At 68.0% G+C, this 19,102-nt stretch carries 18 protein-coding genes and 1 pseudogene; 14 read left to right on the forward strand and 5 right to left on the reverse strand.

What is annotated here, in order from left to right:
- Positions 1-46: 46 nt before the first annotated feature.
- The 4 genes from ABZ420_RS31840 to ABZ420_RS31855 all read left to right on the forward strand — a co-directional run bounded on the left by ABZ420_RS31840 (position 47) and on the right by ABZ420_RS31855 (position 3,733).
- Positions 47-742: a hypothetical protein gene (locus tag ABZ420_RS31840; RefSeq protein ID WP_357130676.1), complete on the forward strand. Its 696-nt coding sequence runs from the start codon at positions 47-49 to the stop codon at positions 740-742.
- Positions 743-943: 201 nt separating this feature from the next.
- Positions 944-1,393: a hypothetical protein gene (locus ABZ420_RS31845; protein WP_040871551.1), complete on the forward strand. Its 450-nt coding sequence runs from the start codon at positions 944-946 to the stop codon at positions 1,391-1,393.
- A gap of 375 nt (positions 1,394-1,768) precedes the next feature.
- The gene (locus ABZ420_RS31850) at positions 1,769-3,019 is read left to right on the forward strand and encodes an MFS transporter (protein ID WP_357130679.1); all 1,251 of its coding nucleotides are present in this window, start codon (positions 1,769-1,771) and stop codon (positions 3,017-3,019) included.
- Positions 3,020-3,103: 84 nt separating this feature from the next.
- Positions 3,104-3,733: a glyoxalase gene (locus tag ABZ420_RS31855; protein WP_357130790.1), complete on the forward strand. Its 630-nt coding sequence runs from the start codon at positions 3,104-3,106 to the stop codon at positions 3,731-3,733.
- A 41-nt stretch (positions 3,734-3,774) separates the two neighbouring features.
- Here ABZ420_RS31855 and ABZ420_RS31860 read toward each other — a convergent pair whose 3' ends face one another.
- A complete protein-coding gene (locus ABZ420_RS31860) occupies positions 3,775-4,623 on the reverse strand; it encodes a helix-turn-helix domain-containing protein (RefSeq protein ID WP_357130793.1) in 849 nt (282 codons plus the stop codon).
- Between the two features lie 134 nt (positions 4,624-4,757).
- On the opposite strand from ABZ420_RS31860, the gene ABZ420_RS31865 reads away from it, so the two are divergent.
- Positions 4,758-5,393, forward strand: coding sequence for a hypothetical protein (locus ABZ420_RS31865; protein WP_357130682.1), 636 nt, complete (start codon positions 4,758-4,760; stop codon positions 5,391-5,393).
- A gap of 23 nt (positions 5,394-5,416) precedes the next feature.
- Here ABZ420_RS31865 and ABZ420_RS31870 read toward each other — a convergent pair whose 3' ends face one another.
- The gene (locus ABZ420_RS31870) at positions 5,417-6,061 is read right to left on the reverse strand and encodes a dihydrofolate reductase family protein (protein WP_357130685.1); all 645 of its coding nucleotides are present in this window, start codon (positions 6,059-6,061) and stop codon (positions 5,417-5,419) included.
- A gap of 366 nt (positions 6,062-6,427) precedes the next feature.
- Here ABZ420_RS31870 and ABZ420_RS31875 point away from each other — a divergent pair, with 366 nt between their 5' ends.
- The 3 genes from ABZ420_RS31875 (at position 6,428) to ABZ420_RS31885 (ending at position 10,241) form a co-directional block, all read left to right on the forward strand.
- Positions 6,428-7,099 carry a serine protease gene (locus tag ABZ420_RS31875; RefSeq protein WP_357130688.1) on the forward strand — a complete coding sequence of 224 codons (672 nt, stop codon included), beginning with the start codon at positions 6,428-6,430 and terminating at the stop codon, positions 7,097-7,099.
- A gap of 253 nt (positions 7,100-7,352) precedes the next feature.
- Positions 7,353-9,659 (forward strand): LuxR C-terminal-related transcriptional regulator, encoded by a 2,307-nt coding sequence (locus ABZ420_RS31880; protein WP_357130691.1) that lies wholly within the window; start codon positions 7,353-7,355, stop codon positions 9,657-9,659.
- A gap of 318 nt (positions 9,660-9,977) precedes the next feature.
- On the forward strand, positions 9,978-10,241 hold the full coding sequence (locus tag ABZ420_RS31885) for a hypothetical protein (protein ID WP_357039848.1): 264 nt from the start codon (positions 9,978-9,980) through the stop codon (positions 10,239-10,241).
- Between the two features lie 20 nt (positions 10,242-10,261).
- Here ABZ420_RS31885 and ABZ420_RS31890 read toward each other — a convergent pair.
- Positions 10,262-10,432: pseudogene (locus ABZ420_RS31890) on the reverse strand (helix-turn-helix transcriptional regulator); the annotation flags it as partial.
- Between the two features lie 29 nt (positions 10,433-10,461).
- Here ABZ420_RS31890 and ABZ420_RS31895 point away from each other — a divergent pair.
- Together ABZ420_RS31895 and ABZ420_RS31900 are read left to right on the forward strand one after the other, a co-directional pair.
- Entirely contained in the window at positions 10,462-11,196 is a 735-nt protein-coding gene (locus tag ABZ420_RS31895; protein ID WP_357130694.1) for a hypothetical protein, read from the forward strand.
- Between the two features lie 191 nt (positions 11,197-11,387).
- Positions 11,388-12,377 (forward strand): BtrH N-terminal domain-containing protein, encoded by a 990-nt coding sequence (locus ABZ420_RS31900; RefSeq protein WP_357130697.1) that lies wholly within the window; start codon positions 11,388-11,390, stop codon positions 12,375-12,377.
- A 51-nt stretch (positions 12,378-12,428) separates the two neighbouring features.
- On the opposite strand, the gene ABZ420_RS31905 is transcribed toward ABZ420_RS31900, so the two are convergent.
- Positions 12,429-13,121, reverse strand: a complete 693-nt coding sequence (locus tag ABZ420_RS31905; RefSeq protein ID WP_357130700.1) for a helix-turn-helix domain-containing protein — start codon at positions 13,119-13,121, stop codon at positions 12,429-12,431.
- Between the two features lie 128 nt (positions 13,122-13,249).
- Here ABZ420_RS31905 and ABZ420_RS31910 point away from each other — a divergent pair, with 128 nt between their 5' ends.
- Genes ABZ420_RS31910 through folE form a run of 3 tightly spaced genes read left to right on the forward strand, consistent with a single transcriptional unit; the run spans position 13,250 to position 14,812 of the window.
- Positions 13,250-13,762, forward strand: a complete 513-nt coding sequence (locus tag ABZ420_RS31910; RefSeq protein ID WP_357130703.1) for a DUF2231 domain-containing protein — start codon at positions 13,250-13,252, stop codon at positions 13,760-13,762.
- A gap of 34 nt (positions 13,763-13,796) precedes the next feature.
- Entirely contained in the window at positions 13,797-14,213 is a 417-nt protein-coding gene (locus ABZ420_RS31915) for a hypothetical protein (protein ID WP_357130706.1), read from the forward strand.
- A 2-nt stretch (positions 14,214-14,215) separates the two neighbouring features.
- Positions 14,216-14,812 (forward strand): GTP cyclohydrolase I FolE, encoded by a 597-nt coding sequence (gene folE / locus ABZ420_RS31920; RefSeq protein ID WP_357130711.1) that lies wholly within the window; start codon positions 14,216-14,218, stop codon positions 14,810-14,812.
- Here the strand turns inward: folE and ABZ420_RS31925 are convergent.
- The gene (locus ABZ420_RS31925; RefSeq protein ID WP_357130714.1) at positions 14,802-17,597 is read right to left on the reverse strand and encodes an aminotransferase class I/II-fold pyridoxal phosphate-dependent enzyme; all 2,796 of its coding nucleotides are present in this window, start codon (positions 17,595-17,597) and stop codon (positions 14,802-14,804) included. The two genes, folE and ABZ420_RS31925, sit on opposite strands and share 11 nt — an antisense overlap.
- A 265-nt stretch (positions 17,598-17,862) precedes the next feature.
- On the opposite strand from ABZ420_RS31925, the gene ABZ420_RS31930 reads away from it, so the two are divergent.
- Complete coding sequence (locus ABZ420_RS31930) at positions 17,863-18,966, forward strand: spore photoproduct lyase family protein (protein WP_357130717.1); 1,104 nt, start codon at positions 17,863-17,865, stop codon at positions 18,964-18,966.
- Positions 18,967-19,102 lie beyond the last annotated feature (136 nt).

The raw sequence follows: 19,102 nt of genomic DNA on the forward strand, positions 1-19,102 counted from the left end.
CGGCTCGTCGAGTCGGTGTGTCGGTAGGTGCGATTAATCTGCCGACATGGTCGAACCGGACGCGGCGCTGCGCCGACTGACACGCGACGCGCGAAAACTCGTGCAGCCGTACGGCTTCGAGGGATCGGAGGCCAAGTGGGTGCGGGCGGCGCCGGGTGGCGTGGCCTCGGTCGGCCGCAGTCGGACCTTGCGTACCTGGACCGATGGCCGCCAAGAGTTGAAGTTCGGCTTGACCTCGAGTGCCACGCCCACCGCTTGGTGGGAGTTCTGCAACTGGCGCAACGCTCAGCGGGGCCTCCCCTCCGTGCCGCTAGAGCAGGCGAGCGGCCCCGGCCTGATCGACGAGCACGGTATGGCGGACGACCTGACCGAGTTGTGGTCCCTCCGCGTCGACCCGGCGCAACCGGGCCACGTGCGGCAAGCAGACGTCGACGCCGTCCGCGCCGCACTGCCCCGGCGCGTGCACGCCTATGCGCGCCGTGCGCTGCGGCTGCTGGAGCCGGGCCGGTACCTGGAGGAACTGCTGGCCTTACCGGACCCGCAAATCGGAACCCGGGAGGCGATCGTCGTCCTGCTCGCCGACGGGGGTCCCGGATCGCAACTGGAAGAAGCGCTCATCCAATTCCGGTCGTGCTTCGCGGAGCGAGACGGGGCGGCCTACGCGGAGAACGTCATCGCGTACGCGCGAGGCCGCGCGGCCCGGGTTCGAGCAGGCACGACTGTGGCCGGTCCCTTCGGCTGACCAGCGCGCTCGCCGGTGGGTTCGGCGATCGCTCGGGAAATGTCCTGGCACCCACCGTGGAGGCCGGCGAACTGTCGGGGTAGGAGCAAGGACGGCCGGTCGCGGGACAACTTGGAGCGAACCCTGGTCGGTGGCCGGTGCCGAGACTTAGAGTTATCGGCTATGGGTGGTAGGCATCGGAAAGATCGGGGGCGGAGCAGCATGGACTTCGCGGCGGTCGCCCGTGACGTCGCCGCGGCGTGGCGTGATCCGGAAAGCCCGGCCGTGCGCGAAGGATTCGCTGTTCGTGCGCTGGCTGCGCAGCCGCAGGTACCGGGGTGGATCGTGTGGTTGTACGAGCATGCCGGTGAGCAGTTGGCGCGGCTGGAGTATCAGATGCATTACCCGCTGGACTACGGCGGCCCGGGAGCTCGCACGAGCGAGGAGTGGCTGATCACCCAGCGCGCCTATCTCGCCGAGCGTTCGGCTCGCGCGGTCGAGCGTGCCCGCCGCTTCCACGGTGATCGTCCCGGTGTGGTCTACGCCCACGGCCCGGAGTTGCCCGATGACGAGGATTTCTACGATGCCCTCGAATCGGGCAGGGAATGGACCGGGCATTGGTATTCCCGCGACTCGGTCGAGGCGTGGGACTGTCCGGGAGTGCCGGCCTGACCTGATCGGTGCAGGCCGAGCCCACATGAGCCCCTTTCGGGGCCCCGGGGGGTGGAGGGCGCCCACCCCCCGGGTGGGTGGGGGCGCCCTCAGGGGGTGGACACCCGCATCCCAATGGGACCGTAGCGGCTTGCGGGCCTGCTCCGAGGCAATTCGACTGCGGCGTCGGACGGCCACGAGGTTGTCCGCGTCTGATCGCACGAGTGCGGGTCACCACCGCCCGCGGTAGCAGGCTTGCACCCGGGGATCGCACGGCGGTGCCGCTGATTCACAACCAGACGTTGTGTCCGCGAAGTGCTCGGTTGTTTGATTCCATTGTGCGCGAGCTGATTTCATCCGTCGGTCGATGTGATTGATTCGGATGAGGTGGTGGCGGTGGGTGACCCGGGTGGCAAGTCGCCGGGACGTCGGTTCCGGTTGTTGTGGGCAGCCTATGCGGTCAGCGCCTATGGTTCGGGGTTCGGTTTCGGTGCGCTGCCGTTGATCGCGATCGGTGTGCTGCACGCCGGACCGGCGGCGGTCTCCGCGTTGGCGGCGTCCGGTGTGGCGGTGGGAGCGCTGATCGCCGTGCCGTTGGGTCCGTGGGTGGAGTTCCGCCGCAAACGTCCCGTGATGATCGCGATGGATCTGGCCCGGTTCGTGATGCTGGCCGGTATCCCGGTCGCGTTCGCGTTCGGAGTGTTGAGCTTTGCCCAATTACTCGTCGTGTCGGTCGTCGCCGCGGCGGGGGATATCACGTTCAAGGCCGCGAGCGGGGCCTATCTGAAAACGCTTGTCCGACCGGAGGATCTGTTGGTCGCCAACGCCCGGTTCGAGTCGACGACCTGGACCGCGCAAATGGTGGGACCGCCCTTGGGTGGGGCCGCGATGGGGTTGCTGGGGCCGGTGGTGACGGTAGTGGTGGATGCGATGAGCTACCTGCTGTCGGCGGTGGCTATCGGTGCGATCGGTGGCGGCGAATCCCGGCCCGCGCACGAGCGACGATCCCGGGTCCGGATGGGAGAGCTGCTGGACGGGTGGCGGTACATCTTCGGCCATCCGGGATTGCGGATGACGATGGCCAATTCGGTTCTCTTCGCTGGGCTGATCCTGGCGACCGAACCACCGTTGGCCGTACTGCTGGTCGGCGATCTCGGGTTCGCGCCTTGGCAATACGGTCTTGCTTTCGCCGCACCCTGCGTCGGGGGTCTGATCGGTTCCCGATTCGCTCGCCCGCTGGCAGCGCGATTCGGTCGTCATCGCGTGATGCTCGTCAGCGGGACGTTGCGCGCCTGCTGGCCACTCGGACTGGCGTTCGTCGGGCCCGGAACGACCGGCCTGGTGCTGGTCATCGTGATCGAGTTCGGGTTGATCTTCTGCATAGGCGTGTCCAACCCGCTGATAGCCACCTATCGACTCGACCACACCCCTAGCGACCGTGTCGCCCGCACCCTGTCGGCGTGGGCGATCACCACGAGAGCCACCACCGCTGCCCTGACCGCGCTGGGGGGACTGCTGGCGGCGGTCACCAGCCCACGTGCCGCCATCGCCGTCTCCGGGCTGCTGCTGTTGGCCACCCCGCTGCTGCTGCCCCGGCACGACCACCCCGCATCCAGCGAACCCGAGCTGGTCACCGATCCCGCATAGTTCTTTGTGCGCGCCGAATCGGCTGCCCGCAACGATCAGGAATCGAGAAGCGCCGGTCGCCGAGCAGTAATTAGTGTTATCGCCATGGATACCACCACCGAGCAGCCCACTATCGACTCCGTCATTCTCGAGATGCCCGATCCCGCGATCGGCGCGAACTTCTACGCCGCCGCTTTCGAGCTCGGCGACAAGGTGCGCGTACGCGCCTCGGAGGCGCCGACGAACGGGTTCCGCGGCTTCATCCTCTCGCTCGTGGTGTCGCAGCCGAGCACCGTCGACAGCCTCGTCGGCGCCGCGCTCGACGCGGGAGCGACGACGCTGAAGCCGGCCAAGAAGAGCTTCTGGGGGTACGGCGGCGTCGTCCAGGCTCCGGACGGGGCGATCTGGAAAATCGCGACGTCGTCGAAGAAGGACACCGGCCCGGCCACCCGGGAGATCGACGATTTCGTGATTCTGCTCGGGGTCGACAACGTCAAGACGACCAAGCAGTTCTACGTCGATCGCGGCCTGACCGTGGCGAAGAGTTTCGGCAGCAAATACGTCGAGTTCGATGCCCCGTCGTCGTCGGTCAAGCTGGCGCTCTACGGGCGTCGTGCCGCCGCGAAGGACGCCGGCGTCTCCCCGGATGGCGCCGGCTCGCACCGGATCGCCATCGGCAGCGGTATCGGGCCCTTCGCCGACCCCGACGGGTTCGCGTGGGAGGCCGCGGCCTGAGCGATGGCTGTGCGCGCGTTTCAGGAGGACGTCGAGAACGCTTACCGGAAAAATGTTCCCCACGTCCGGTAGCGGTGCGCGGAGATGGCGGTGAGCGGTTCCGCGGCCAGCGCCCCCGGGGTGACCTGCGCGAAGCTCGACACGTCCCGCGACAGATGGGACTGGTCGGTGTAGCCGCAGGTCGCGGCGACCTCGGCGGCGGGGCGGCCGGCCACCAGCCCTTCCACGGCGTGACGGAATCGGACCAGCATGGCGGCACGCTTGGGCGTCAGACCGATCTGGGACTCGAACCTCGCCCACAGCCGCTTGCGGCTCCATCCGCACGATGTGGCGAGTTCGCCGACCGTGACCTGTCCGCGGTCGGCGAGGATGCGATTCCAGCCGGCGACCACTTCCGGGTCCGGTGTGCGTGCCGGGTCGGCACACCGCAGCAGAAACGATCGCGTCAGCGCGAAGCGCTGTTCCCATGTCGCCGCATCCGCGAGTTGCTCGCGCAGCCACTGCGCCCGACGTCCGAAGAGGTCTTCCACGCCGACGACCGCCGTGCGGCCCAGCTCCGCCGGTGCGATATCCAGCAACGAATAGGCCCGCGCCGGTGACAACCGCACCTCGACACACTCGACCCGCTCACCGCGGATACGCATCGTTCCGGGCGGATACCCCGAAACGAACCCGGCGAATGCCTCACTGCCGCCATTGCTCTCGACGACCAGTTCGCTGCCGCCGAACTCGAACAGCACCGTGACCGCCGGTATCCCGGTGACCCGCAGGTCCAGCTCGCCGCCCCCGCGATCACGGAAGCCGATCATCGCCGCCCCACCCGCGTGCCCGCCCGCGGCCGCACGCCCGAAATCCCAATCGGCACCGCGATCCCGCTCGAACCCGACCATTCCCACCCACCCAGGCTAGCCAGTCGCACCACCGGAGATCGGACAGTCCTCAACCGGCGTAGGGCGCGACACCGAGTCGGGTGATTTCTTCCCGTTTGCGGGGTATACGCGGGCTAGGTGAACGGAGGTGGCTCATGCCTGAGATCAAAGGCCGTGACGATCGAGAGTGGTCTGCGACGGAGTGGGCGCGTGCGCGGTTCGCGCAACAGATGTTGCAGTCGGTTGCTCGTCCGGACCGTGTCGCGGAGGTCATCGCGGAGATCGTCGGTGAGCGTATCGAGGTGGGCCCGGTTCATGCCGGTCCCGGCGGGCTGGTCTGTGTCACCGCGACGGGGCGGCCCGGGAAGGTCCGGGCCGAAGTGTGTGAAGGCGAGGGGTGGGACGTCGCCGTGGAGGTGCCGATCACGCTTCGGCTGCGGGCGGACTTCGCCGGGGTCATCGGGCGGTTCGCCGCGGCGGTGCGGGTGCGCATGCGAGTGGAGCTGGTGCTGGAGGACCCGTGCGCGGTGTTCGTCCGTACCGAGGAGGTGGGCGAGGAGCAGGTGGACATCAGGGTCCGCGCGGTGGATGCCCCCGCCCGGCTCCTCGGTCGGCTCGGTGATGTGCGTTCCCTGCTCGCCGAGCATGTCGTCGCGTATATCGGGGATCTCCTGGCGAGCCCGGAGATCCGCGAGGTGCGGCGCATCGACGTCGCGCGAGTCATCGAGCGGGCGTGGGAGGCGGGACTGATCGTCAACCCGGTAGCTCGGCCGATGCCCCGCAGCGCCTGAGTCGCAGCACCTGTTCGTAGCGGTCAGCGTCGCCAGAAGACGTGGTGCACCACTCCGCTCGAGCTCGGGATCCGCTCCAGGTGGAACCGGTCGACGAGTTCGTCGGGGCTCGCCCACAGCCTTTCGCCGCGACCGAGTTCTACCGGCGCGACGGCGATATGCATCGTGTCGATGAGATCGGCGTCGAGGAACTCCCGGACGACGGCGACACCGCCGCCGATCCGCACGTCCTTTCCCTCGGCGGCATCGAACGCCTGGGCCAGCGCGTCCTTCGGAGTCGCGTCGAGGAAATGGAACGTGGTGTCTCCCAGCATGATCGACGGTCGCGGATAATGGGTGAGGACGAACACCGGTGTATGGAACGGTGGTTCGTCTCCCCACCATCCTTGCCAGTCGTAGTTCTCCCATGGTCCGCGCTGCGGACCGAATTTGTTGCGCCCCATGATCTCGGCGCCGATGTTGTTGTGGAAGTCGCGGGTGAAGTAGTCGTCGAGACCGTAGCTGCCGCCCGGATCGGTGCGGTTGGGCCAGTGCGCGGTGGCGCCCGCCCATGACATGAGCGGCCCCGGATCGGCGTGTCCGAACGGGCGATCCAGGCTTTGCCCTTCCCCTGATCCGTAGCCATCGCTGGACACGCTGAAGTTCTGAACGCGGACCAACTGTGTCATTGGCGCTCCCATCTGGTTGCAATCTGCAATTAGAGAAAACCTAGCCGCACTGATCTCATATTGCAACCAGTTGCCCTGGGTTGCGAGTTGCAGGGGTGCCGAGAGGCCGCTGGCAGCGCTCCATGCCGACGCTCGACGACCGTCCGGAAAGGCACTGCGACACAGCCGATCCGGGGTGCCGGAGGGGAAGAACGCCAGGCCCCGTTTCCATCTCGTTCATGTGGGTAGCTCGGACTGGGAACGCGCGTAAGTTTGCGTGGGTCCTGGACTTCGGTGGTGGGAGGCGATGCGTATGCCGGGTTCGCCGGCTGCGGGTGCGGCTCGGGCCGGGTCGTGGGGATTCCGCTCGGCTCGGTTGGAGGAACAATGACTCGTGCACTGCTGAAGGTCGTCGCCGCGGCGGCGCTGGCGTGCGGCCCCGTCTCGGTGGGCGCCGGCGCGGCGGCCGGTGTTCCGCAGTTGCCGCTACCGCCGATCGGCGGTGGATCGGGCATCGCGATCGACGACGAAGCCGAATGCACGCTCACCACCATCGGGCACGACGCGGCCGGCCGGTTGGTCGGACTGACGGCGGGACATTGCGGCGAACCCGGGGCGCGCGTCACGTCCGTGACCTATCCCAGCTATGGGGTGCTGGGTCGATTCGTCTACGCCGATCACGCACTGGACTACGCGGTCATCGAATTCGATGCCGCACGGGTGGTTCCCGCTCGGGAGGTCGGCGGGTTCCGCATCGACGGACTCGGCGCTCCCGCGCGGTTTCCCGACGTCGTCTGTAAGAAGGGCCGGACCACCGGCCAGACCTGCGGTGTCGCCTGGGGCGACATGACGGGCGACAGCAGCGATACCTGGACGCAGATGTGTGTGCTCAAAGGCGACTCCGGCGCGCCGGTGGTGATCGGTTCGACCCTGGTCGCGATGGTCAACGCCTACTTGGGCATGGGGTGTCTCGGGCCGGAGGTGGGAACCGACATCAACGCCATTCTCACCGACATCGATTCCCGTAATGACGTAGGCGCCGGTTTCCGCCCCATCTGAGCCGCCGGCGCACCGATGCGGCCATCTCGAGACGATCCGCCGATGTTTCGAATAATGCGCGAGTTCGGTGTTCGAGCCGGCCTCCATGGTCGACAGAGCAGACGAAAAGTCCCGTGGAGGTCGTCGCCGCCCGAAAAGGGGCAAGGCCGGTGCGCAGCCCGCTCGACGGTGCCGCCGGCGCGCGGGAGTCGAGCTCGAAACTGCTGGTGATCGACCCCGGACCCCGATCCCGGGCGGCTAAAATCCACTTATCATGGGGCAACGCAGGCCCACACGCGGAGTCGGTAATCTGCCGTCGGCGGTCACGAGTTTCGTGGGCCGGCAGCGGGAGATCCGCGAGGTCCGGGCACTGCTGGCGACCGCGCGCCTGGTCACGCTGACCGGAGTGGGCGGGGTGGGGAAGACCCGCTTGGCCACCGAGGTCGCCGCTGCGTCCGGCCGCTCGTTTCCGGACGGGTCGTGGCTGGTGGACCTCGCCGCCGTCGATGATCCGCAACTGGTGGCCCGGGCTGTGGTGGCCAGCCTCGGGATCCCGGATCTGTCGCACCGGACCGCGGAGGAGCAGATCGTGGAGCGCCTCGCCGACCGGCGGGTGCTGATCGTGCTGGACAACTGCGAGCACCTGCTGGACGCGTGCCGCGTGCTGTGCCACCAGTTGCTGCGCGCCTGCGCCGAGCTGCGGATTCTCACCACGAGCCGTGCGCTGCTGGGCGAACCGGGCGAGCACGTCTACCCGGTCCGTCCGCTGTCGATGCCCGCTTCGGACGAGTCCGTGACACCCGTGGCGGTGGCCGGTTTCGACGCGCCCACGCTGCTGGTCGAGCGTGCCAGGGCGGTGCGTCCCGACTTCACGGTCACCGAGCGCAATGCGGACGCGGTGGTGCGGGCCTGCGAGCGACTGGACGGGATTCCGCTCGCGATCGAACTGGCCGCCTCCCGGCTGCGATCACTGTCCCTGCAGACGATTCTGGACCGGCTCGAGGATCGGTTCGCGTTGTTGACGGGGGGCGCCCGCGCCGCGCTGCCACGACAGCGGACGTTGCGGGCGCTGATCGACTGGAGCTACGAGCTGTGCACACCGGCGGAACAGTTGCTGTGGTCGCGTCTGTCGGTCTTCGTCGGAGTCTTCACCCTGCACGCCGCCGAGGGTGTCTGCACAGGCCCTGACCTGCCCCGCGAGCAGGTGCTCGACCTGATCGATCACCTCGTCGCGCAATCGGTCGTCGTCCTCGTCGCGGCGGACGACCAGACGCGGTATCGGCTGCTGGAAACGATCCGCGAGTACGGGTGGCAGCGGCTGACCGAGCGCGAGGAGGCCACCGCGCTGCGCGACCGGCACCGTGACTACTACCGCACGCTCGCGGAGCGGATCGCCGGGCAATGGAACGGGCCCGGTCAGGAGACCGGCCTGGCGGTGTTGCGCGCCGACCGCGCGAACGTCCGGGCCGCGCTGGAGTGGGCGACCAGCACTCCGGCGAGTTCGCGCGAGGCGCTGGCACTCGTGACGGCCCTGCGCTATCACTGGTGCGCCGATGGGTTCCTCGGCTCGGGACGGCGCTGGGTGGACCGTGCGCTGCGGGTTGCCGTCGACGCCGACCCCGAGCGGATCCACGCGCTCTGGGTAGCGGGGTGGGTGCGGGTTCTGCAAGGTGACCTCGACGCCGCCGACGCGGCGCTCGACGAGTGCGTGGCCCGCGCCACGGAAGCCGGAGATCGCCGCGCGCTCGGCTGGGCGAGTAGCCTGCGCGCTTCGGCCGCGGGCTTCCGCGGCGACCTCGCCGCCGCCGTGACCGGCTTCGAGCGAGTGGTCGCGAGCTTCTCCGAGGATGACGAGCTGGTCCGGCTGACGCTCTTTCAGCTTGCGGTCGCCTACGGCCATGGGCGCGATCCGAGGGCGGGCGCGACGGCTCGGCGCGCGATCGAGCTGGCCGATCGGCGCGGCGAGCAGTGGACCAAGTCGTACGCGGTGTGGGCACTCGGCTACGACCAACTCGTTCGCGGCGACTATGACCAGGCGATGGCCTCCGCTCACGCGGCCTTGGAGATTCAGCGCGAATTCAACGACCATGTGGGGACCGCGCTGATGATCGAACTGCTGGCCTGGACGGCGGCCGCACGCGGTGAGCATCGCCATGCGGCCCGGCTGCTGGGCGCGATCCATACGATGTGGCGGCGAATCGGGACCTCGATCGCCGCGTTCGGGCCGTACATGCCCGAACAGCACACAGCGTGTGAGCGCAGGGTGATGGACGCGCTGCCGGAGACGGTGGTGCGTGCGGAACGGGTGCGTGGCGAAGGGCTCGATCACGACCAGGCGATCACCTACGCGCTCGACCGGAGCGCGAGCGGCCCGCGACCGGCGCAGCTGCGAGCCGGGGTGCTGACGGCACGCGAGCGGCAGGTGGCCGAGCTGGTCGCGCAAGGTTTCAGCAACCGGCAGATCGCCGAGCGGCTCGTCGTATCGCCCCGCACCGTCGACCGCCACGTCGAGAATATCCTGGGCAAACTCGGCTTCTCGTCTCGTACGCAGGTCGCGGCATGGACGGCACGCCCGCGCTGAATCCCGGCTCAGGCGGGCACGGCCCGTGCGGCTTCGGGTGCCCCGAACTGCGGAGATGGGTACAGAAGTGGGTATTTTTACCCATGACCGCGCGGTGCCGGGTCTGTGATGCTCGTCAGATCGTGACGAGCAGGAGGTCGGTTTTGACAGCGGTTGACAGCGGCGTGAACGCCACCGGCGCCTTCGGCGGCCAGGCGAGTGGTATCACGGGCGGGGAACGACGGGAGCGTGGCAAACGATCAGCCGGCTGCCCCGCGCCGGTCGGCGTCCGGTCGATCGACGGTGATCGCCGACCGCGCGTGCGATGGGGGACCGCGGATGGATGAGGTCCGAACCGAAGCCGACGGCCTAGGCGTCACCTGGCGGGTATTGCAGGATCATCTGATCTCCATCGTCGCGGTGCACAGCGCGTCCGACCCCGCGCCGATCGTCTCCTTCGGCCCCGACGCCTATCCGGATCTCGTGCAAGCACGAGAACTTCTTCCGGAGCTGACCAGGTTGTGGGACGCGGTGCGGCACGATTTCTGGGCGAAGCTCATTCCGCCGCCACCCGGATCGTCGAGATCACGGCGATGGGCGTGACCGCGGCACCTCGCGAGGCGTCACGGAAGTATCGACCGCGGCATGGCGGCGGCGATCTCGCGCCGCGACCGGAGGTCGAGTTTGGCCAGGATGTTCGACACGTGTGACTGAATCGTGCGGCGCGACAAGAACATCTGCGCTGCTATATCCGAATTGGAGCAACCTTCGGCGACCAGCGCGGCGACCTTGCGCTCGGTGTCGGTCGGGCCGGACGATCTCTTTGCTCGAGGACATCGTCAGCACCAAGGGCGCCACCTTCTGCACACCGCAGACACCGATCGACCGCACCGAGATCGAGGATCTGTTGCGCACGATGGCCACGTGGCACGCCCGCTACTGGAACGATGCCGAGCTGGAGGCCCATCGGTGGCTGAAGCCGCCGCGGGCGCATTTCGCCAATCTCGACCGGTTGATCGGCATGTCGAAACGCGCGCGGGTCGGAGCCCGGCGAGCGGCGGCGGTGATCCCGGAAGCGCTGGCGCACGACCACGACCGGCTCTACCACGCGCTGCAACGATCGCTGGAGATAGCCAGCACCGGTGCACAGACTTTTCTGCACGGCGACAGCCACATCGGCAACACCTACCGAACCTCCAGCGGTCGAATGGGCTTCACCGACTGGCAAGTGGTCTTGCGCGGCAGCTGGGCGTACGACGTCGCCTATGTGGTCGGTTCCGGTCTCGCCGTGCAGGACCGGCGGGACTGGGAGCGCGAACTGCTGGCCGTCTACCTCGACCACGTCGCGGCATGCGGTGCGCCCGCGCCCGATTTCGACACCGCGTGGCTGGCCTACCGGCAGCAGGCGTTGTACCCGTATTTCATCTGGTTGGCGACCATCGGCCACAGCGCTATCCAGCCGAGATACCAACCTGACGAGATCTGCCTGGGCATCATCGAGCGCACCGCCAACGCGGTGCTGGACCTCGACGCCGTGAAAGCGCTGGAGGAGGGATAGGCCGTGCAGATCATCAGTACTCGCTCGGTACGGCCTTGACTCTCCCGCCACGGGAGAGTCCACCATGGCTGGCGGCAACGCTCCCTTCGTCGCCCGCCACACGCGCGGCCGCGCCCGTCCGCGCGGCACATCCCGTCGGGTAGCGAGGAGCCGCGAGATGACCTGATGATCTGCACTCGGGGAGGCATGGCATGGCCACGGTGATGAACGTCGAGGCGCGCGGTACGCAGCACTGCGAGACGACGGCCCTGGGAGTGCTGCTGCGGCATCACGGTATCGATCTGTCCGAGCCCATGCTGTTCGGTCTCGGCTCCGGTCTGTCCTTCGTGTACTGGGACAGCAAGAACATGGGCTTCCCCTTCCTCGGGGGACGGGTCAAGCCTTTCGACCTCACCAGGAACCTGGCCGCCGCGCTCGGACTGGAACTCTCGGTCGAGGAGACCACATCCGCCCGCCGGGCTTGGGAGAACGTGGTCGCCCCGATTGATGCCGGCCTCCCCGTAGGACTGCAACTCGACAGCTACTACCTGGACTACTTCAGCTCGAAGGTGCACTTCGGTGGTCACGTCGTCGCCGTGTACGGCTACGACGACCACGACGCTTACCTGGTGGACACCGACCAGCAAGGCGGAGCGGTATCCACCAGCTTGACCGGCCTCGCCCGGGCCAGGGCCGCGCGCGGCCCGATGACCGCCAGGCACCGGTCCTTCACCCTCACCGTTGGGCGGAACCCGCCCTCCCCGCACAGCCGTATTGTTCCCGCCATCACCGCCTGCGCCGCGGCTTTCCTCAACCCGCCCATCGCCAACCTCGGTCACCGAGGCATCGAGAAGGCGGGCAAGCTGGTGCCCACGTGGCTCCGGCGCACCGACGACCCGCGGCGGGATCTCGCCCAGGCCGCCCTCTTGATGGAGAAGGCCGGCACCGGCGGCGCGCTGTTTCGCAACTTCTACCGCGACTTCCTCGCCGAATGCACCCAGATCCTCGACAGCAGCCACCTGCGCACCGGCCACGGGCTGTACACCGAGGCAGCCACCCTCTGGACGGAAGTCGCGGCACTGATCGCACAGGCCGGTGAATCGGGCGATGAGCGGCGCCTCGTACGGGCAGGCTCCGTTCTCCGGGATCTTTCGCGGGTCGAGTACGAGGCCATGCGGGCGCTGAACTGCCTGGGACGGTAGCGCTTCGAACGCCGCCCCTGCCTGTCGGCGCCTGACGCGGAGTATCGCTGGTCAGGTGGCTGAGCGGAGTTCTACGCAGCATTCCCCCGTCTTGGGTGCGAGCACCGCGTCGATCGTGTCGGCCTCGAGCCCGGCGAGCACGCCTGTCAGATAGGCGTGGTTGAGCCCGCACACCAGCTCGGGTTCGGCGGCGGCGAGCGGATGGAACGGGCAGTTGCGCATGCGCAGGCAATCCGGTGCCGCACGGGTGGGTTCGAAGCCCTGTTCGGCGAGCAGCGATCGAAGGACCGTGAGGGCGCGTTCGGCGCCGAGCCGTCCGGGCCGTACCTGTTCTCGGGTGGCCCGGCCGAGAGCCGTGCCACGGTCGGTCGCTACGCGGCGCGCGGCGTCGCGCGCGGTCTCACCGGAATCATGAGTGAGCACCGCGCCCATCAGTATCTCGGCCAGGACTTCGTGGCGGCGTTCGGGGATGCTCACCCGCACCTCGGTGCCGGAGGGCTCGTACACCTTCGGTGCGCGCCCGACTTTCCGAAGGCCGTCGAGCTGCTGGTAGCTCGCCCGCAGCAGTCCGGCGGCGACGAGCTTGTCCAGATGGAAGGCCGCGAGTTTGCGCGAGATGCCGACCTGCTCGGCGGCCTCGTCACGAGTGACCGGACGACCCGCGCGGCGGATGAACCAGTACATGCCCCGCCGCAACTCGTCGTCGAGCGCGGCGACGGCGCCGATCGCCGATTCACTGGTCACCCGGCCATGATAGCGCCCATTGTGTTCGCCGGAACTGCGCAAACAACCTCGTGAGGTGGGTGACTTGACCCACAGGCTGAAAAACGCCAATAATCTTTAGTGTAAATAAAGCCAGGGTGGAGGTTGTGATGAGCAGCGACATGCGGCAAGCCAAACGCCCGGTGAGCGCGGCGCTCGCCGGGCCGTACGGTCATCCGTTCCATCCGATCCTGGTCACCGTGCCGATCGGAGCCTGGGTGGCGAGTTCGGTGTTCGACATCGCCTCGCACGTGGTCGAGGACCCGGCCTTCCTCGCCCGCGGCGCGGTATGGCTGATCGCGCTCGGCGTACTCGGTGCGCTGGCCGCGGCGGCGATCGGGTTGCTGGATTTGTTCGCCATCCCCACCGGCACCACGGCGTTCCGCACCGGGCTGGTGCACATGAGCCTCAACCTCGTCGTCACCGTGGCGTACGCGATCAACTTCTGGTGGCGCCATACCGGCAGCGGCCCGGACGGCGCTGTCCCGGCGGGCCCGCTGCTGCTGTCGATCGTGAGTCTCGTGGCACTGGCCGTGTCGGGCTACCTCGGCGGCAAGCTCGCCTACCACTACGGCGTCCGGGTAGCCGACGAAACCACCCAAGCCACCGGCTACCACCGGTGAATCCGTATCCCAACCCTTTCCGTCAGGAGACACCATGGCCATCGCGTCGTTGATTCTCTGGCTGCTCACCGCCGTCGGCGGCTTCGTGCTGCTCGGCACCTGGATCGCGAGAGGCGGCGCTCGGCAACCGAACAGCAGCCACCTTCCCGCGCCGGTCGTGTTCGGGCACTTCCTGCTCGCCGTGGCCGGCCTGATCGTGTGGATCGCCTACCTCGCCCTCGATGACGACGCCCTCGCCTGGGTGGCGTTCGTGTTGCTGATTCCGGTGGCACTGCTGGGATTCGCCATGCTGCTGCGATGGCTGCCCGTTTACCGAGCACGCACGATCGCCGAGACGCCCGAACCGGCCGAGCGGCATTTTCCCGTCGCCGTCGTCGGTGGCCACGGCGTCTTCGCCGTCGCCACCGTGGTTCTGGTGCTGTTGACGGCCCTCGGCGTGGGCGGGAGCTAGCCGTGCTACAGCCCGCGCTCCGAGTCGTCCACGAACCCGCTACGCAGGTGGACCTGGACGCCGCCGAAGACGCCGCCCGGCAATTCCTGACCGCGCTCGGGGTCGGCCTCGACGACGAACACGTGCACGCGACTCCCCGGCGGATGGCCCGCGCCTACGCCGAACTGTTCACGCCCCGCCCGTTCGACTTGACCACTTTCCCCAACGACGAGGGCTACGACGAGCTCGTGCTGGCTCGCCGCATCCCGCTGCGATCGGTGTGCGAACACCACCTGCTGCCGTTCGTGGGCGTCGCCCACGTCGGCTACCTGCCGGGCGAGCGCATCCTCGGGTTGTCCAAACTCGCCCGTATCGTCGAGCATTTCTCCCACCGGCCCCAAGTGCAGGAACGACTCACCAAGCAGATCGCCGACTGGCTCGCCGAGAACCTGCAACCGATCGGCGTCGGCGTCGTCATCGAAGCCGAACACACCTGCATGACCCTGCGTGGCGCCCAAGCGGCCGGCACCACCACGGTCACCTCGACCTTGCTCGGCACACTGCGCGAAGACGCCCGCTCCCGCCAGGAATTCTTCTCGCTCACCGGGATCATGCCCTGAGCGACCGCGCGGGCACCGGAGCTGCCTTCGGCACACCGTCGGTCGCCGCCACGCTCGCGTGCCGAGCCGCGGCCAGCCGCGTGAGCGCGGCCTCGGTGAAGACCGACAATCCGAGGTCGGGGTTGTATCCGTGAATCTCCTTGACGTCGAGCTCGGCCAGGAAATAGAGGATCTCCGTCGAGATCAGCTGCCCCGGGACCAGCACAGGGAAGCCCGGCGGGTAGGGCACGACGAAGGTGGCGGACACCAGCGGCCTCCCCTTGGCGAGCTGTCGCCCCGCGTCGCCGAGCAGGACGTGCTCGCGGTCGGACTCCGCGTACCCGGCGTAGAAGGCCGATCGCATGTCCCCGAACGAGCTGGCGCCGTCGGGACGGAACGCGCTGTCGAACGCGCTGAAGTCGGGCAGCGCGGGCAGATCCTTGGTGATCTCGTCGACCCGTCGCTGTTGCAGGGCGCGATCGGCCTTACCGGCCGCGCTGCGGTCGCTCTCGAAGTCGGTAGCCACCCGGCGCAGCACGTCGAGCAGGTAGTGCACGCTCGACCAGGTGACGCCGATCGTGAAGATCAACAGCACGCTGTTGATCGAGGTCTTGTTGATCTGGATGCCGAACCGGTCCATCAGGATCTTCTCGCGGAAGTCGTACCCGTTCATGCCGGTTTCGCCGATGAACAGGGTGACCCGCGTCGGGTCGAGCACGAACTGGTCGGACCGCCACGCCTCGTTCCACTCTGCCAAGCCACCCTGTCTGACCTGCCGGTACGAGCTGACGGCGGAGGTCCGGAACTCGCCGGGCACCAGGTCGGCCTCGTCGAGGATGCGGAACCACTTGCCGATCAGCCGGTCTTTGCGGACGCGGTGACGGAACACCAGCGCCATGTCGTAGGCGTGCCGGACCAGCTGGAAGCCCTCGATATCGACCTGCCGGCGCGCCAAGTCCAGCGACGCGAGCAGTTGCTGGTTCGGCGAGGTCGAGGTGTGGGTCAGAAACGCCTCGGCGAACGCCTCGCGAACGAGGGCTTTGAAATCCTGGTCGCGGATGTGGATCATCGACGCCTGCCGAAGCGCCGACAGCGACTTGTGGGTGGAATGCGTCGCGTACACGCGTACCCGCGCACGCTCGGGATCGGGAAGCAGCCGGTGGTCGCTCCACTCGGCACGGTCGACGCCCCGCATCGACGCGCGCCACGCGCGGTACTGCTCGGCGTATCCGGACGACGACAACGCCGATTCCAATTGCTCGGCGGCGACCATCGCGGTCCGCTGCCGTGCCCACGGCACCGCGGTGGCGAAGGCGTACCACGCCTCGTCCCACAGGAAGCAGATGTCCGGCTTGATCGCCAGGACCTCCTCCATCACGCGCCGGGGGTTGTAGACGATGCCGTCGAAGGTGCAGTTGGTCAGCAGCAGCATGCGCACGCGGTCCAGTTGACCGGCCGCCTCGAGGTCGAGCAGCGCCTTCTTGATGGTTCGCAGGGACACCGCTCCGTAGATCGCGAACGGCGCGAGAGGGTAGGCGTCCAGGTACATCGGGTACGCCCCGGCGAGCACCAGGCCGTAGTGGTGCGACTTGTGGCAATTGCGGTCGATCAGAACGATGTCACCCGGCCGGGTCAGGGCCTGCACGACGATCTTGTTCGCGGTCGACGTCCCGTTGGTCACGAAGTAGGTCTGATCGGCGCACCACGTCTTGGCGGCCATGTCCATCGCCGCCCTGATCGTGCCGTGCGGGTCCAGCAGTGAGTCCAGCCCGCCGGAGGTGGACGAGGTCTCGGCCATGAAGATGTTGCGGCCGTAGAACTCGCCCATGTCCTGGAGCGACTTGGAGTTGAAGATGCTCGCGCCACGCGCGACGGGAAGGGCGTGGAATTGGCCTACCGGCTCGGCCGCGTAGGCACGCAGTGCGTCGAAGAAGGGGGTGGCGAACCGGCTCCGGATACCGGCGAGCACCGTGCTGTAGAGGTCGGTGGCGTCGTTGAGCCGATAGAAGGTGCGATCGTAGACGTCCGGCTCTTCCTCGGTCTCGGCGGCGATCGACTCGTCGGTGAGCAGATACAGGTCGATATGCGGCCGCAGCTTCCTGATCCACTCGCCACATTCGACCCAGTCGCGGGTGCGGTCGGTCACGACCACGTCGTCGTTGACGCCGAGCAACGTCGTCATCAACGGCACCCGGTCGCGGGAACGAAGGGGTAGGTCGTGCCGGATGATGGCCGCCTGGATCTCGCCGTTCAACGCGACGGCGGTGATGGCGTCCTCGATGCTCGCCACGACGAGCAACTCGAACTGCACGTCCTCCGACGGGTCGCGAAGCGCCCGCAGGCTGTGCGCCAAGCCCTCGGGCGCCTCGGGCGGGGAGTCGTCGCCGAGCAGAACGGTGTAGAACTTCTGCTGTTTGGCCCGCGCCACGAGTTCCTGATCGGCCAACGGCGCGGCGTCGTCGAACATGGCCGCGCGGTCGCCGTACTCGGAGAGCAGGCGCACGGCAAGCGACACTTCCTCGGTGAGCCGCACCGTGGCGAGATCGGCGACATACCCGCGAAACGCCGCCAGCCTGGCCGCGCCCGGGTACAGCCAGTACCGCTCATAGGCTCCGAGACGGTCGAGCAGGCGCCGCACCCGCGCGGCTTCGCGGGTGGTATCCAGACCGGCGCCGTTGACATCGGCGAGCCTGCGGCACGCGTCGTCGAGCAGATTCCATGTGTCGATTCGCGAGTACGACGGGTTCGCTACCGCCGCCAGCGCGGAAACACTGAGCCCCTTCGGGCGCTCGCCGTCTCGGTGCATGTCGTCAGTTTCGCCCCTCGATCGCTGGGCGAGTGATCCGTCGGATGCGGCAGATCACGCTGGAAAATCTATTCCCTGCGAATATTGTGCTCCGCCGAAGATCGAATTCCTAGCAGGCGAGAAATCCCGCCTCGCCGGTTCGGCCGGTGCGCGTCCACCGATGAGCCCACTCCGGGTGCGATCGGCCTCGCGTCGGCGGTGACGCTGCCCACACCGCGTCGCCTGAGGCCACCGAAGTGTCGGTGGGGTGGAGTAGGCAGAGGCTATGACTCGATCCGCCGCAGATCAGGACCCCTTCCGGCCCGCATCGGGCCCTCGCCTGCTGGACGTCCGTCGCCTGTGGGCCGAACCGGAGGCGCTGGCGAGCCCGCGCGGGCAGCAGGTGCGCGCGCGGTTCCCCGACGCCGAGATCATCAGCGTCGCATCCCACTGGAAGATCGACCAGCTGCACGGCAACGCGGGCAACGTCGACCGCTGGATCCGGGTCAAGACCGAGGACCTCGTCCTCGGGGTCAAGAAGTCGCTCACGGCCCGGGTCAACGGCCGTTCCGCCGATTGGATCGCTCCCTCGACGTCCAACGGCTGCGCGATGGCGTGCGCCTACTGCTACGTCCCCCGCCGCAAGGGCTATGCGAACCCGATCACGGTGTTCACGAACATCGACAAGATCGTCGGCTATCTCGAAAGGCACGTGCGCAAGCAGGGGCCCAAGACCGTGCCGAACCAGTGCGACCCGCACGCCTGGGTCTACGACCTGGGCGAGAACAGCGACTGCTCGGTCGACGCCCTGGTCAGCGACAACGTCGCCGACCTGATCACCGCGTTCGGCGCGTGGCCCACCGCGAAGGCGTCGTTCGCCACCAAGTACGTCAATCGCGACCTGCTCGGCCTCGACCCCCGCGGGCGGACCCGGATCCGTTTCTCGCTCATGCCCGAGGCCGACGCCCGGTTGCTCGACCTGCGCACCACACCGATCCGTCAGCGCATCGCCGCGATCGATGACTTCGTGGCGGCGGGCTACGAGGTGCACGTCAACTTTTCCCCCGTCGTCGTCCGCCCCGGCTGGGAGGAGGACTGGGCGGAGCTGCTGGAGGATCTCTCGGACGGCACGGGCTCCGCCTTCAAGGCCCAGGCCGCTGCGGAGATCATCATGCTCACCCACAACGAGCAACTGCACGAGCTCAACCTCGGCTGGCACCCGAAGTCCGAGGACCTGCTGTGGCGGCCGCCCATTCAACAGGCCAAGCGCTCCCAGTCGGGCATGTGGAACGTGCGCTACCGCAACGACGTCAAGGCCGCCGGTGTCTCGACTCTGACCGGCCTCATCGCCCAGCGGACGCCCTGGTTGACGGTGCGTTACGCGTTCTGAACCATCCGGATGCCCGTCGCCGAACGCCGTCCGGGGCTATGGTTGTGCACAAGCGCCGGACGTACGTCCGCGCTCCGGCCGGGCGATCCGTGAGGATCCTTCTGCCACGCAATGCGATTGACGCCCGATGACCTGG

Source organism: Nocardia sp. NPDC005745, from assembly GCF_040630775.1.
Taxonomy (GTDB): Bacteria; Actinomycetota; Actinomycetes; order Mycobacteriales; family Mycobacteriaceae; genus Nocardia.